Source organism: Citrobacter sp. wls718, from assembly GCF_005280945.1.
GTDB lineage: Bacteria > Pseudomonadota > Gammaproteobacteria > Enterobacterales > Enterobacteriaceae > Citrobacter > Citrobacter gillenii.
Genome location: NZ_SZWV01000069.1, coordinates 78568 through 93867, shown reverse-complemented (window position 1 = coordinate 93867; position 15300 = coordinate 78568). Strand labels below are relative to the sequence as shown.

At 55.2% G+C, this 15300-nt stretch carries 15 protein-coding genes; 12 read left to right on the top strand and 3 right to left on the bottom strand.

Annotated features, from left to right (window positions below; all coding sequences use genetic code 11):
* Positions 1–80: 80 nt before the first annotated feature.
* Entirely contained in the window at positions 81–1583 is a 1503-nt protein-coding gene (gene proP, locus FDW95_RS14360) for a glycine betaine/L-proline transporter ProP (RefSeq protein WP_115259664.1), read from the bottom strand.
* 699 nt (positions 1584–2282) lie between these two features.
* Here proP and kdgT point away from each other — a divergent pair.
* On the top strand, positions 2283–3281 hold the full coding sequence (gene kdgT / locus FDW95_RS14355) for a 2-keto-3-deoxygluconate transporter (RefSeq protein ID WP_096758648.1): 999 nt from the start codon (positions 2283–2285) through the stop codon (positions 3279–3281).
* Positions 3282–3307: 26 nt separating this feature from the next.
* Here the strand turns inward: kdgT and FDW95_RS14350 are convergent, their stop codons facing one another.
* Complete coding sequence (locus tag FDW95_RS14350; RefSeq protein ID WP_115259665.1) at positions 3308–4201, bottom strand: diguanylate cyclase regulator RdcB family protein; 894 nt, start codon at positions 4199–4201, stop codon at positions 3308–3310.
* On the bottom strand, positions 4198–6552 hold the full coding sequence (crfC, locus tag FDW95_RS14345) for a clamp-binding protein CrfC (protein WP_115259666.1): 2355 nt from the start codon (positions 6550–6552) through the stop codon (positions 4198–4200). Before crfC ends, FDW95_RS14350 begins: the two co-directional genes overlap by 4 nt.
* Positions 6553–7103: 551 nt before the next feature.
* On the opposite strand from crfC, the gene FDW95_RS14340 reads away from it, so the two are divergent.
* From FDW95_RS14340 to phnK, 11 genes are all read left to right on the top strand, one after another.
* A complete protein-coding gene (locus FDW95_RS14340; protein WP_096758651.1) occupies positions 7104–7439 on the top strand; it encodes a zinc ribbon domain-containing protein YjdM in 336 nt (111 codons plus the stop codon).
* A gap of 117 nt (positions 7440–7556) precedes the next feature.
* Positions 7557–8006 carry a VOC family metalloprotein YjdN gene (yjdN, locus tag FDW95_RS14335; RefSeq protein ID WP_096758652.1) on the top strand — a complete coding sequence of 150 codons (450 nt, stop codon included), beginning with the start codon at positions 7557–7559 and terminating at the stop codon, positions 8004–8006.
* 132 nt (positions 8007–8138) lie between these two features.
* Positions 8139–8927, top strand: coding sequence for a phosphonate ABC transporter ATP-binding protein (phnC, locus tag FDW95_RS14330; protein ID WP_115259667.1), 789 nt, complete (start codon positions 8139–8141; stop codon positions 8925–8927).
* 23 nt (positions 8928–8950) lie between these two features.
* Positions 8951–9967, top strand: coding sequence for a phosphonate ABC transporter substrate-binding protein (phnD, locus tag FDW95_RS14325; RefSeq protein ID WP_096758654.1), 1017 nt, complete (start codon positions 8951–8953; stop codon positions 9965–9967).
* Positions 9968–10078: 111 nt separating this feature from the next.
* Complete coding sequence (gene phnE / locus FDW95_RS14320; RefSeq protein WP_115259668.1) at positions 10079–10858, top strand: phosphonate ABC transporter, permease protein PhnE; 780 nt, start codon at positions 10079–10081, stop codon at positions 10856–10858.
* A 20-nt stretch (positions 10859–10878) separates the two neighbouring features.
* A complete protein-coding gene (gene phnF / locus FDW95_RS14315; RefSeq protein ID WP_115259669.1) occupies positions 10879–11604 on the top strand; it encodes a phosphonate metabolism transcriptional regulator PhnF in 726 nt (241 codons plus the stop codon).
* Positions 11605–12057, top strand: a complete 453-nt coding sequence (gene phnG / locus FDW95_RS14310) for a phosphonate C-P lyase system protein PhnG (protein ID WP_115259670.1) — start codon at positions 11605–11607, stop codon at positions 12055–12057.
* Positions 12054–12650, top strand: a complete 597-nt coding sequence (gene phnH / locus FDW95_RS14305) for a phosphonate C-P lyase system protein PhnH (protein WP_096758658.1) — start codon at positions 12054–12056, stop codon at positions 12648–12650. The genes phnG and phnH overlap by 4 nt, the downstream gene beginning before the upstream one ends.
* Entirely contained in the window at positions 12650–13717 is a 1068-nt protein-coding gene (locus FDW95_RS14300; protein WP_115259671.1) for a carbon-phosphorus lyase complex subunit PhnI, read from the top strand. Before phnH ends, FDW95_RS14300 begins: the two co-directional genes overlap by 1 nt.
* Positions 13718–13763: 46 nt before the next feature.
* The gene (gene phnJ / locus FDW95_RS14295; protein ID WP_137399228.1) at positions 13764–14555 is read left to right on the top strand and encodes an alpha-D-ribose 1-methylphosphonate 5-phosphate C-P-lyase PhnJ; all 792 of its coding nucleotides are present in this window, start codon (positions 13764–13766) and stop codon (positions 14553–14555) included.
* On the top strand, positions 14552–15300 hold a 749-nt coding region (phnK, locus tag FDW95_RS14290), incomplete at its 3' end, for a phosphonate C-P lyase system protein PhnK (RefSeq protein ID WP_137363536.1). The genes phnJ and phnK, both read left to right, overlap by 4 nt.

Genomic DNA, 15300 nt, shown 5'->3' with positions numbered 1-15300 from the left:
CGGCTAACGCCTTATCCGGCCTACTGAGTACAACGCTACCCGTAGGCCTGAAAGCTGCGCGCCATCAGGCAATAACACGATTACTCATCAATACGCGGATGCTGCTGGACCAGGCGTGAACGCTTAACCTGCAAATCCGCAATTTCCTGATCGATATCTTCAATCTTCTGCTCGATATTATCGTAGTGCTCGCCGAGGATTTCTTTCGCTTCCTGAATATCCGAAGCGGCAGGCGTCGCCCCTTTCAGCGGCTGGTTAGCGGTCTCTTTCATGGTCATACCGGTAATTAAACCGACCACCGCAACCACCATCAGATAGTAAGCCGGCATCATCAGGTTCTGCGAACTTTCCACCAGCCAGGCGGCCAGCGTCGGTGTCAGACCAGCAATCAGTACCGAAATATTAAATGCCGCAGCCAGCGCACTGTAACGAATGTGCGTCGGGAACATTGCCGGTAACGTTGACGCCATCACCCCGGTAAAGCAGTTGAGGATCACCGCCAGCATCAGTAAACCGGCAAAAATCAGGCCGATGACGTTACTGTTAATCAGGATGAAGGCCGGGATGGCCAGCACAAACAGCGCAATACTGCCCATGATCACAAACGGTCGACGCCCGAAACGGTCACTGAGCAGCCCCATTATCGGTTGCACAAACAGCATACCAATCATAATGGCGATAATAATCAGCACACCGTGATCTTCAGAGTAATGCAGGTTATGCGACAGATAGCTCGGCATGTAGGTGAGCAGCATGTAATAGGTGACGTTGGTGGCAATCACCAGACCGGTACACGCCAGCAGACTACGCCAGTGTTTAGTGGCGATTTCTTTAAACGAAACCTTCGGCCCTTCCTGCAGCCCCTGGCGATCGCCCTGTTCCAGCTTATCGACATGCTGCTGAAACGCCGGGGTTTCTTCCAGCGCGTGGCGCAGATACAGACCAATCAGTCCTAACGGCAGCGCGATGAAGAACGGAATACGCCAGCCCCACTCAAGGAAGTTTTCCTCACCGACGACGGTCGAGATCAGCACGACTACGCCCGCACCCAGCACAAACCCGGCAATCGAGCCAAAGTCCAGCCAGCTGCCCATAAATCCGCGCTTACGGTCCGGGGAATATTCCGCGACGAAAATCGAAGCACCGGTGTATTCCCCGCCCACCGAGAATCCCTGCGCCATCTTACACAGCAGCAGCAATATTGGCGCCCAGATACCAATCGAGGCATACGACGGGATAAGCCCAATACAGAAGGTGCTTATCGACATAATGACAATGGTGATAGCGAGGATCTTCTGGCGACCGTATTTATCGCCGAGCATACCGAAGAACAGTCCGCCAAGCGGTCGAATCAGAAAGGGAACGGAGAAGGTGGCGAGTGCAGCAACCATCTGCACGCTGGGGTCAGCCCCCGGAAAGAACACTTTACCTAATGCGTAAGCAACAAATCCATAAACGCCAAAATCGAACCATTCCATCGCATTACCCAGCGACGCTGCGGTAATGGCTTTTCGCAGTTTACCGTCATCAATAATGGTGACGTCGCGAAGCGTAATGGGTTTTATTTTTTTCCTTTTTAGCATACCAGTCCTCATAGACTTAGCCCTGTCGCGCACGAGACTCTCCCAACGCAGCATGCGCTAAGGTCATCGCCGAGCGGGGAATGCACAGGCGCAATCCCTGTAACAAGCGTAGCAGGTTTACTTACACTGAACGGCAATGCGCAGTACAACCGAACCTGTTGACGCCTGATTGGGCGGTTAATGACCTCTTTACCCTAACAGTGTTTAAATCTGTGATCAACTTCACACATAGTATTTCATTTCGTCAACCTGCGTAAATAAGGTCATTCTTAGTCAACTTTTTTACACATCAGGGTTGCGATTAATTCCCTATTTACTACAAGTAAAAATCGCTTTTCAGCATCAACAATCACGATCGTCATTATTACCCTGCCAGGCAAAAAAACACCTAATCCCGTCACAACTTATTCACAGGTTTTTTAATAATCGGAAGCTTTAGGAATTTTTGCGTGAAATATGTGATGAAGATAACTAAAACGCTGTTTTATTTTGATTGAATCATCGTTCTTATGAATGCACACTAATTCCAGACGCACTATCCCTGGGGGCAATGACATGCTCAACGTATGCCGCGTTAGATTTTAAAAAACAAAGAGATAGCTGTTTTTCTTTGTTAAGACTTACGAATAAACTGTTGAATTTAAATAATATTTTGTTTTCTTGCGCATTTATCATCGGCGACAAGATATGAGGACGTTTATGAAAATTAAGGCCACGATTGAACGCATCCCCGGCGGAATGATGTTGATTCCTCTGTTATTAGGTGCGGTGTTAAATACGTTAGCTCCCGATACCGGTGCGTATTTCGGTTCATTTACTAAAGGGATGATTAGCGGCACCGTTCCCATTCTGGCCGTGTGGTTCTTTTGTATTGGTGCTTCTATTGATTTACGGGCAACCGGCACGGTATTACGCAAGTCCGGTACGCTGGTATTAACCAAAATCGCCGTGGCCTGGGCAGTGGCAATGATCGCCGCATCATTCATTCCTGATACCGGTATTCAAACAGGATTCTTTGCGGGTCTTTCCGTCCTGGCAATTGTCTCTGCAATGGACATGACCAACGGCGGTCTGTACGCCAGCCTGATGAACCAGTACGGCACTAAAGAAGAGTCCGGCGCATTTGTCCTGATGTCTCTGGAATCCGGCCCGCTGATGACCATGGTCATTCTGGGTTCTGCAGGTCTCGCCTCCTTTGAGCCACACCATTTCGTTGGCGCCGTATTACCGTTCCTGATTGGTTTTACGTTGGGTAACCTGGATCACGACCTGCGTACCTTCTTCAGCAAAGCGACGCCGGTACTGATTCCGTTCTTCGGTTTCGCACTGGGGAACACCATTAACCTGAGCGTTATCGTTGATACCGGTCTGCTGGGTATCCTGCTGGGTGTCGCGGTCATCGTGATTACCGGTATCCCGCTGATTATTGCTGACCGTGTGATTGGTGGCGGGAACGGTACGGCGGGCGTAGCGGCTTCTTCTGCAGCCGGTGCTGCGGTAGCAAACCCGGTCATTATCGCCCAGATTAACCCGGCATTTGAACCGGTTGCCGCCTCCGCTACCGCGTTGGTTGCCGCCAGCGTGATTGTCACGGCGATTCTGGTCCCGATTATCACCGCCCTGTACGCCAAACGTTTTAACAAAACACCGGTCGTCACAGAATCGACAACCGCGCCGGCAGACTCGTTACACCACTAAGTCCGCTGCGTACTCACCGTCCCTTCTCAGCCTCTGCGAGGGGACGGTGCAAAAATCTCCTCAACCATCGCATCCACCAGTCGCTTCGCCGAACACAGTCGCGGCATCCCCAGCGCCACATTTTGCCAACGCTGCGTCACCGACCCGCTCACCGGATGCTGCTCCATATCACACCAGTCGCCCAACCAACTCAGCATATCGTTATGCTCGCGTGATCCCCCAGCGGTAGGTGAACTGAGCCATTGATGATAATAATGACGCGTGGTGGGTGCGGCATTCACACTGTGCGCCAGCGCCTGGGTCGCCATAGTGCGTAGATTATCTTTGAGCATCGCCACCACATCGGTATTGCCCAGCCGACAAGCATCACCAAACGCGCCCCAGCGCAGCTCTTCCAGCGCGACAAAACAACGCCCCGGCAGCGACCAGCCGTCATACGCCCCCGCCCGCCAACGGGTAAAAATTTGTTCGCTGTGTTCACCCGCCTGAACGGTCAGCCCGCGCTGCGTCAGCGCCTTCTCTTTATAAGCACTGCGTTGGCTAAACCAGCTGGAGAGCGTATTGATCTGCTGCATAATGCCGGGCGTGGATTGCCCGCGCGGACGTTCCGTCTCTTGCAGGAACGCCAATCCTTCGGTAATACGCACCAGCGCCAGATGACCGGGGTCAATCATGCTCGCCAGTTTTTCCACCAGCTTCAGGCGCATCATCAGATTCTCGCTGGAGACGCCCGCCAGAACCCACGCCCGCAGCTGTGTCTGGGATAACACTTCCTGCGTCAGGCGCGCGCGCAGACGCTGCTGCTGTTGCAGAAAACCGCCGGAACGTTTGGTTTCATCTCCCTGAACCAGATCGACCATAAACTTTGGGTAGACGCACTCCAGCGCCCGCCCGGGGCCTTCCAGTAACACGTTAGTCATGTATGCTCAGCTGCAAAAAGGGTATGGATATCATCACGTAGCAAGCGGGAGTCTTCATAAATCCATGACGCAATCGTAATACGGTGCTGCAGTTGTTCACTCAATGCGCTCACAGCAGATTCATTTTGCTGACGCAGGATCAGACTCTCACGCAGGCTCGCCTGCAATTGCGTCAGACACAGCGAGAAATCGGCAAAAAACGTCGCCATGCCAGCCGTAACGGAAATATCGACCTGCGCCACTAAAGCTTTACGAATTTGTTGGCAAAACAGCGTAACGTACTGCCCAAGGCTGTTGTGCAGTGCGTTGATATCAATCAGGTACCGCGTTTTTGCGGCGACATCATCATTCCATCCCCAGTTCGGCTGATTCAGCCAACGTGAGAACGTATCCCGCACTCCGCCCGCGGAGGATGTGCCTTCATCCAACGGCGTATCCTGCTCAATCGCTTCGTTAAACAACTGGCGGGTATTGAAGTTAAACATCGCCGAATGAAACGCCGGAAAGCGGATCCGGGCACGGAATCCGGCATGGCTCAACTCCTCTTTCACCCGCTGCTCAATGGGTCGTATGGCGTCATTTAACGCCCGCGACAACGTCGACTCAAGTTGCTCAAAGCGCAGGGCTAAATCGCGGCTGATACTGTCCTGTGCCGCCAGCAGGACGACTTCACAGGCGGAACGAATTTTATCTAACACAATTTTCGCTTGCCCTTCATCATGCAGCACCAGCATTTCTCCGGCCATTTCCGCCGCCGCAACGCCCGACCCCATACCGTGTCGTGACATCCTCAGCACGCTTTCTTTTTCAAACAGCCTATCGATACTGCCCAGGATCTCAGCCTGCTGCTGATTGAGAAACGCGGTGGTCGCCTCCAGTGCCAGATCAACTTCGTGTTTAACCTCATCGCTGACCTGCTCCTGACCCACCTGGATCTGCTGCATATCCTCTTCAATATGGTCGATGTTCAGCTGCAGCTTGTCACACGCGACCGTTAATCCGTGATAGCGAAACTCAAGGTATTCGTGTGCGCTTTGCGCATAATTCAACAGCTTATGGGACGCGGAGCGGAGCGCATAGAGCGAGGCATTCGCGTAGGCGGCATAAATAACATTCTGAATCGGCTGCTCAAACAGCGAGTCTTGCCACAGTAAATCGGCAGCATGCCGAATATGCTCGGTATCATCCAGATCGGCGGTACGCCAACGCCGACCCAGCGCCGCTTCGGCAAAATCCTGTACCCAACGTTGTTGCTGGTGATCCGGCAGCCGCCCGTGAGTCATCAGTTCATGACGTGCGCGGTTCGCCAGATACCCCCACATGGAAGACACCGGATAAATACGCTCAGGCGTAATACCGCCCTTCATCAACGTGCCAGAAATCAGCGCCCGCACCTGCTCTTCATCATCGCTATTACGGTCTTTTTGATCGAATTTATTGACCAGAGCATACAGCGGTACCGATTTACCCACCGCGGTGATCGCCTGGCGCACTTCCTCATCCGAAATCGACTTCAGTTGGGTATAGTCCATCACCGCCAGTACCGCAGACGCCCGCGCCAGCTGTTCCTTCAGCATCTTTTGTAAGTGCGGCTGTCCGGCTTCATTCGGCCCCGGCGTATCCAGCAGGGTTAACTGCCCCGGATAATTTTCCTGCCCGGCCAAATGCACAAACTCAACCTCAATCACCGGAATATGCTCAATGGCGGCATACGCAGAAAAAGGAAAATCAACCTCCAGCGCTTTTGACAGACGCACCAGATCGTTCAGGCTCTTGAGGCACTGGAAAATAGGTTCGGCACCTAAATAGGTGCGCTCGAACGCCACACCGTTTTCAATACGTAGCAGCAGCGTATTCATATCTTTATCAATTTCCAGCTCATGGCTAAGAGACTGGCGATCGCACTCGCGCACACGCTGCTGCAAGGTTTTCATTAAGGCATCAATCGGCGCGACATGAGAAAAATACAACACCGGATCTTTCTGGCCTGGCGTATGGCGGATCAGCGTCGGCAGGGCCGTCATCGGACGATTACGATTGGGTAACACTTCCGTCCCCACAATCGCATTAATCGTCGTCGACTTTCCCGCTTTCATCGTGCCGACAATGGCCAGTACCATTTCCAGACGCGTGACCTTCCGTAGCTCATTATTGAGCGTTGCTTGCTGGACATCCATGCCACGCGCAGTGAAATGCAGGGGCTGTACGTGCCCGCTATGCTCACCTTTTTTCAACGCGACATCATCCAACGATGTCGTCGGCAATTTTTTCAACTGCCTGAGATGGTCAAGAGAGAGCATCAGCAAGCGTTCAGCTTCCTGACTTAATTCATATATTGTCTGTGTGTACATGGAAAATTTTTCCTTAACGCAAATAATCTTACTTTTATTCAGCCAAATCTTTTTATTTATGAATTTTCGGCTTTTATCATTACGTGTGGAAATAATTAAAATCAAAATAACTAATTGATATTATTAAATTAAATTTGTTTTATAACCGCTGGCCCGATGCCTCTCCCTTACTGTAATAAGTAAGAAAGATAAACAGAGTAGTTCAGTTTTGAAAAATGCCAGTTTAATTCCCCTACCTAAATTAAGGGGGATGCGATATCCACTTACAATAACTAAGCCATTCTGAGAGCCATGTTATCAATGAATATCAGGTGGTTCGCCTCACCTTAACTTAAATAACAAAGCGGAGCAATTTCCCTTAAAAAATATTCCGCCAAACGTGCAAGTAGTGGAAAGTACAGGTATTGAGGCCTTTATCTGCGCCGTGCCTCAGCGCTTAATCAGTCAGTAGTCCCGACAACCGCAGGGATTTTATGTATAATTGCGGCCTTTTTCGGCAATCTGCCATTTTTTGGGCGCTTTTGCCCCTGCTGACTTTTGAGGAAATCCACATGTCATTACCACACTGCCCACAATGCAACTCCGAATACACCTACGAAGATAACGGCATGTTCATCTGCCCGGAATGCGCTCACGAATGGAACGATGCTGAACCCGCGCATGACAGCGACGAACTGATCGTGAAAGACGCTAACGGTAATCTGCTGGCCGACGGCGACAGCGTAACCGTCGTGAAAGATCTGAAGGTCAAAGGTAGCTCTTCCATGCTGAAGATCGGTACCAAAGTGAAAAACATCCGCCTGGTGGAAGGCGACCACAACATCGATTGCAAGATTGATGGATTCGGACCGATGAAACTGAAATCCGAGTTTGTGAAAAAGAACTAATTTTGTTGGCCGGATAAGGCGTTAGTCGCCATCCGGCTTTTATTGCCCGGTGGCGCTTCGCTTACCAGGCCTACGCTAACTACACTTAACGGGCTTCTTTTACCTGAGGTAAAGATCATGTCGTTAAGTCCCTACATCTCTTTTGCAGGCAACTGCGCTGACGCCATTGCGTACTACCAACAGACGCTGGGCGCAGAACTGCTCTACAAAATCAACTTCGGTGAAATGCCCCAGTCGGCGCAGGACAGTGAAGAGGGTTGCCCTTCTGGAATGAAATTCCCCGATACCGCCATCGCCCACGCCAACCTGCGTGTTGCGGGCAGCGACATCATGATGAGCGACGGCGTCGCGACGGGAAAAGCCCATTACTCCGGATTCACGCTGGTCCTCGACACGCAGGATGTCAACGAAGGGAAGCGCTGGTTTGACAACCTGGCAGCAACAGGTCAAATCGAAATGGACTGGCAGGAAACATTCTGGGCGCACGGTTTCGGTAAAGTCACCGACCAGTACGGTGTGCCGTGGATGATCAACGTCGTCAAACAACAGCAGCCCCCCACGGAGTAATCCTACGGGAGGCTTGCCCTCCCGTACTGTCATCAAATATCGCTCAACTCTTCATCTTCGAGTAACCATCCCTTAACGAAAATGTCACATTAATCCGCCACGATGGGGCCACTTTTTTAGGGAGGCCGCATCATGCAAACGGTTATTCGCGTCGAGAAACTCTCCAAATCATTCAATCATCATCAGGCGCTGAATGCGGTTGATCTGACTATCCATTCCGGTGAGATGGTGGCTCTGCTTGGGCCATCAGGTTCCGGCAAATCCACCCTTTTACGTCATTTAAGCGGGTTGATTACCGGTGATAAATCGCCAGGTAGCCACGTCGAGCTATTAGGCCGCACGGTACAACGTGAAGGCCGACTGGCGCGTGACATCCGCAAAAGCCGTGCCCACACGGGCTATATCTTCCAACAGTTCAATCTGGTGAACCGTCTCACCGTGCTGGAGAACGTGCTGATTGGCGCCCTCGGCAGCACGCCGTTCTGGCGCACCTGTTTTAGCTGGTTTACGCCACAGCAGAAGCAACGGGCGTTACAGGCGCTGACCCGCGTTGGCATGGCGCACTTTGCCTACCAGCGCGTTTCTACGCTCTCCGGCGGACAGCAGCAGCGCGTCGCCATCGCCCGCGCCCTGATGCAACAGGCAAAAGTGATCCTCGCCGATGAGCCGATTGCCTCGCTGGACCCGGAATCTGCACGCATCGTGATGGACACCCTGCGCGACATTAACCAGACCGACGGCATCACCGTCGTGGTCACGCTGCATCAGGTGGATTACGCCCTGCGCTACTGCGAACGCATTGTTGCGCTGCGCCAGGGACACGTCTTCTACGACGGCAGCAGCCAGCAGTTTGATAACGAACGTTTTGACCATCTCTACCGCAGCATGAACCGCGTCGACCAGAACGCACAGGCTGCCTGACATCCCCACAATGAGGAATGGAAATGAGTTATAAGACAGTTGCCGCGCTGGCCTTCACCAGCATGTTTAGTCTCAGCACCTTCTTAAGCCCGGCATATGCCGAAGAACAGGAAAAAGCGCTGAACTTTGGCATTATTTCGACCGAATCACAGCAAAACCTGAAGCCACAGTGGGAACCGTTCCTGAAGGACATGGAAAAATCGCTGGGCGTAAAAGTGAATGCCTTCTTCGCCCCGGACTACGCCGGGATCATCCAGGGCATGCGCTTTAACAAAGTCGATATCGCCTGGTACGGCAACCTCTCGGCGATGGAAGCGGTGGATCGCGCCAATGGACAGGTCTTCGCCCAGACCGTCGCAGCAGACGGATCGCCGGGTTACTGGAGCGTATTGATCGTCAATAAAGACAGTCCGATCAACAACCTGAACGATCTGATCGCCAAACGTAAGGATCTAACCTTCGGTAACGGCGATCCAAACTCCACCTCGGGCTACCTCGTCCCCGGTTACTACGTCTTCGCGAAAAACAACATTGCTGCCAGCGACTTCAAGCGCACCGTTAACGCCGGGCATGAAACTAACGCCCTGGCCGTCGCCAACAAGCAGGTGGATGTTGCCACCAACAACACCGAAAACCTCGACAAGTTAAAAACCTCTGCACCAGAAAAATTGAAAGCGCTGAAGGTGATCTGGAAATCGCCGCTGATCCCAGGCGATCCGATCGTCTGGCGCAAAAACCTCTCCGAAACCACCAAGGACAAGGTGTACGACTTCTTCATGAGCTATGGCAAAACGCCGGAAGAGAAAGCCACGTTGGAACGCCTGGGCTGGGCGCCGTTCCGTGCCTCCAGCGATCTGCAACTGGTACCGATTCGCCAGCTGGCGCTGTTTAAAGAGATGCAGGGCGTGAAGGACAACAAGGGCCTGAACGCGGAAGAGAAAACCAGCAAAACCTCGGTGATTAAAGCACAACTGGATGATCTCGACCGCCTGACCGCCGCGCTGGGTGCCATGACCAGCGTAAATAAAGCGGTGCAGTGATTTGTAGGCCTGATAAGCGCAGCGCCATCAGGCAATCGCGTAAATGCCGGATGGCGGTGCAAACACCTTATCCGGCCTACAACGCAAACACCTGTTCCAACGGAGCCAAATATGCAAACCATCACCGTCGCCCCGCCCAAGCGTAGCTGGTTCTCGCTGCTGAGCTGGGCCATTCTTCTCGCCGTGCTGGTCGTATCGTGGAAAGGGGCCGAAATGACTCCACTCACGCTGATCGAGGATTCCGGCAATATGGCGACCTTCGCCGCTGACTTCTTCCCGCCGGACTTCAGCCAGTGGCAGGACTATCTCAGCGAAATGGCCATCACCCTGCAAATCGCCGTCTGGGGGACCGCCCTCGCCGTGGTGCTGTCGATTCCTTTCGGCCTGATGTGCGCCGACAACCTGGTGCCGTGGTGGATTTACCAGCCGATGCGTCGCCTGATGGACGCCTGCCGCGCCATCAACGAAATGGTCTTCGCCATGCTGTTTGTGGTTGCGGTCGGTCTCGGGCCGTTCGCCGGGGTGATGGCGCTGTTTATCCACACCACCGGGGTGCTCTCCAAACTGCTTTCCGAGGCGGTAGAAGCCATTGAGCCGGGTCCGGTCGAAGGCATTCGCGCCACGGGTGCCAACAAAATTGAAGAGATCCTCTACGGCGTTCTACCGCAGGTCATGCCGCTGCTCATCTCCTACTCGCTGTACCGCTTTGAGTCCAACGTCCGCTCCGCCACGGTGGTCGGCATGGTTGGCGCAGGCGGCATCGGCGTGACGTTATGGGAGGCGATTCGCGGCTTTCAGTTCCAGCAAACCTGCGCCCTGATGGTGTTAATCATCGTCACCGTCAGCCTGCTGGATTTCCTCTCTCAGCGTTTGCGTAAGCACTTCATCTAAACAGCGAGGCATTGATTGCTATGCACTTGTCTACACATCCGACCAGTTATCCGACGCGTTATCAGGAAATTGCCGCCAGACTTGAGCAGGAGCTTCGTCAACATTATCGCTGCGGTGACTACCTTCCGGCCGAGCATCAGCTTGCCGCCCGCTACGCGGTCAACCGCCACACGTTGCGCCGCGCCATTGACCAGTTGGTCGAACGCGGCTGGGTGCAGCGTCGTCAGGGCGTCGGCGTGCTGGTGCTGATGCGCCCGTTCGATTACCCACTGAATGCCCAGGCGCGCTTCAGTCAGAACCTGCTGGACCAGGGCAGCCATCCCACCAGCGAGAAGTTGCTGGCGGTGCTGCGCCCGGCCTCGAGCCATATTGCCGACGCGCTCAGCGTCACTGAGGGCGACAACGTCATCCATTTGCGCACCCTGCGCCGGGTGAACGGCATCGCGCTCTGTCTTATCGACCACTATTTTTCCGACCTCACCCTCTGGCCGCTGTTGCAGGGCTTTAACCACGGCTCACTGCACGACTACCTGCGCGAGCAGTTGGGTCTGATGTTACTGCGCACGCAAACACGCATCAGCGCCCGCCGCGCGCAGGCCAAAGAGAGCAAGGTACTGGAAATCCCCAACATGGCGCCGCTGCTGTGCGTGCGCACCCTGAACCACCGTGAAGGCGAAGAACACGCGACGGAATACTCCGTCAGCCTGACCCGCGCCGACATGATCGAATTCACCATGGAGCACTGAATGCACCTTGATACCGCCACCCGCCAGCGCTGGATGCGCGCGCTGGCTTACAGCAACGCTGAAGACCTGAATGCGCGCGTCAACGCGCTGAAACTGACACCAGAATATGAACTTATCCGCGCACCGGAAAGCGGGCTGATGCAGATCCAGGCCCGCATAGGCGGCACCGGCAACCGTTTTTTTGCCGGTGATACCACGATAACGCGCGCCGTCGTACGCCTGAAGAGCGGCACGCTGGGTTATAGCTACCTGCTGGGACGCAACAAACCCCACGCCGAGCAGTGCGCCGTGATTGACGCACTGCTGCAGGAACAGACGTATTTCCAGAGCGTAATGGAAACCTTAATTACCCCGCTGGAAGCGGAACGCGATGCGCTAATTAACGCTCGCCGTGCCGAAGTCAACGCCAGCCGGGTCGACTTCTTCACACTGGTACGCGGAGATAACGCATGACACGATCTACGGCACTACAGAGCGCCTTTAATTTACCCGTCCAGGATGCGCAGCAGTGCTTTCGTCGCCTGCTAAAAGCCATGAGCGAACCGGGGGTGATTGTCGCCCTGCATCAGCTGAAACACGGCTGGCAGCCGCTGGGTCTGGCAACCACCAGCGTGCTGCTGACCCTGGTCGACGGTGACACCCCGGTGTGGCTGGCTCCAGCCATGGATAACGACATTGCCCGACAGAACCTGCGTTTTCACACCAATGCCCCACTGGTAGAACAACCGCAGCAGGCGGCCTTTGCCATCGCCGACAATCGCATTAGCAGCGAACAGCTCAACGCCCTCTCTTCCGGTTCCGCCGTAGCACCAGAGACCAGCGCGACCCTGATTGTGCAGATCGCGGGCTTAAGCGGCGGACGCATGCTGCGCCTGACCGGGGCCGGTATCGCCGAAGAACGGATGATCGCCCCGCAATTACCGGAATGCCTGATTCATGAACTGACCGAGCGCCCGCATCCGTTCCCGCTGGGGATTGATCTGATCCTCACCTGCGGCGAACGGCTGCTGGCTATTCCGCGAACCACCCACGTGGAGGTGTGCTGATGTACGTTGCCGTCAAAGGGGGCGAGAAGGCAATAGCCAACGCCCACGCGCTGCAGGAGAACCGACGCCGGGGCGATGCGCACATTGCCGAACTGAGCGTGGCGCAAATCGAACAGCAGATGAACCTCGCCGTTGACCGGGTCATGACTGAAGGCGGTATCGCCGACCGTGAACTGGCGGCACTGGCGCTCAAGCAGGCCAGCGGCGACAACATTGAAGCCATCTTTTTGCTACGCGCTTACCGCACGACGCTGGCAAAACTGGCGGTGAGCGAGCCGGTCAACAGCGCAGAGATGCGCCTGGAACGGCGTATTTCCGCCGTCTACAAGGATATTCCCGGCGGGCAGTTGCTGGGTTCAACTTACGACTATACCCACCGCCTGCTTGATTTCACTCTGCTGGCCAACGGCGAGACGCCGCCGCTGCGCGCCGCGGAGAGTGAACAGGACGCCGCCCCGCACGTCTTCTCCCTGCTGGAAAATCAGGGGCTGGCGAAGCACGAAGAGGACGACGGCGCTCAGCCCGATGACATCACCCGCACGCCGCCGGTGTACCCCTGCTCGCGCGCCTCGCGCCTGCAACAGCTAATGCGCGGCGACGAAGGGTATCTGCTGGCGCTGGCTTACTCCACCCAGCGCGGCTACGGGCGCAATCACCCGTTTGCCGCCGAGATCCGCAGCGGCTATGTGGCGCTGGAAATAGTAGCGGAAGAGCTGGGATTTGCGGTAAACGTCGGCGAACTGCTGATGACCGAATGCGAAATGGTGAACGGCTTTGTCGCGCCAGAAAATGACTCTCCCCATTTTACCCGCGGCTACGGGCTGGTGTTCGGCATGAGCGAACGCAAAGCGATGGCAATGGCGCTGGTAGACCGCGCCCTACAGGCACCCGACTACGATGAAACGGTCACGGGACCGGCGCAGGACGAAGAGTTCGTGCTGGCGCATGCGGATAACGTCGAGGCGGCGGGTTTTGTTTCCCACCTCAAACTCCCCCACTACGTCGATTTCCAGGCCGAGCTGGAACTGCTCAAACGCCTGCAACAGGAGGCCGTCCGTGACCGCTAATCTTTCCGGCTACAATTTTGCTTATCTCGATGAACAAACGAAACGCATGATCCGCCGGGCACTGCTGAAAGCGGTCGCCATTCCGGGGTATCAGGTGCCGTTCGGCGGGCGTGAAATGCCCATGCCCTACGGCTGGGGCACCGGCGGTATTCAGCTTACCGCCAGCGTGATAGGTGAAGCTGACGTGCTGAAGGTCATCGACCAGGGCGCGGATGACACCACCAACGCGGTGTCCATTCGCAACTTTTTCAGGCACGTAACCGGGGTAAACACCACCGACGCGACCTGCGACGCGACGCTTATTCAGACCCGTCACCGCATCCCGGAAACGCCGCTCACGGAAGATCAGATTATTATTTTCCAGGTGCCGATCCCCGAACCGCTGCGCTTTATCGAGCCACGCGAGACGGAAACCCGCACCATGCACGCGCTGGAAGAGTACGGCGTGATGCAGGTGAAGCTGTATGAGGATATCGCCCGCTTCGGCCATATCGCCACCACCTACGCCTATCCGGTCAAGGTCAACGGGCGCTACGTGATGGATCCGTCACCCATCCCAAAATTCGACAACCCGAAAATGGACAGGATGCCCGCGCTGCAGCTGTTCGGGGCCGGGCGTGAAAAACGCATCTACGCCGTACCGCCGTATACCCGAGTCGAGAGCCTCGATTTCGACGATCACCCGTTTACCGTGCAGAGCTGGGATGAACCCTGCGCCATCTGCGGTTCCACCCACAGCTATCTCGATGAAGTGGTGCTCGACGACAGCGGCAAACGGATGTTTGTCTGCTCCGACACCGACTACTGCCGCCAACAGAGCGAGGCCCTTAGCCAATGACGCAACCGCTGCTTTCCGTCAATAACCTGACCCATCTCTACGCGCCGGGCAAAGGCTTCAGCGATGTCTCTTTTGACCTGTGGCCTGGCGAAGTGCTGGGCATTGTGGGCGAGTCCGGTTCCGGCAAAACAACCCTACTGAAGTCGATTTCCTCGCGCCTGACGCCGCAGTCTGGCGAAATTGTGTATCAGAACCGTTCGCTGTACGGCATGAGCGAAGCCGACCGTCGCCGCCTGCTGCGCACCGAATGGGGCGTGGTACATCAGCACCCGATGGACGGCCTGCGCCGTCAGGTTTCGGCGGGCGGTAATATCGGCGAACGCCTGATGGCCACCGGCGCACGCCACTATGGCGACATTCGCGCTACCGCGCAGCGCTGGCTGACCGACGTCGAAATTCCCGCCTCGCGCATCGACGATCTGCCCACCACCTTCTCCGGCGGCATGCAGCAACGTTTACAGATTGCCCGCAACCTCGTCACCCATCCCAGGCTGGTATTTATGGATGAACCCACCGGTGGGCTGGACGTCTCGGTACAGGCCAAACTGCTGGACCTGCTGCGCGGCCTGGTGGTGGAACTGGATCTGGCCGTAGTGATTGTCACCCATGATTTGGGCGTGGCGCGCCTGCTGGCAGACCGTTTACTGGTGATGAAACAGGGTCAGGTGGTGGAAAGTGGATTAACCGACCGCGTGCTCGACGATCCGCATCATCCGTACACCCAACTGCTAGTGTCGTCGGTGTT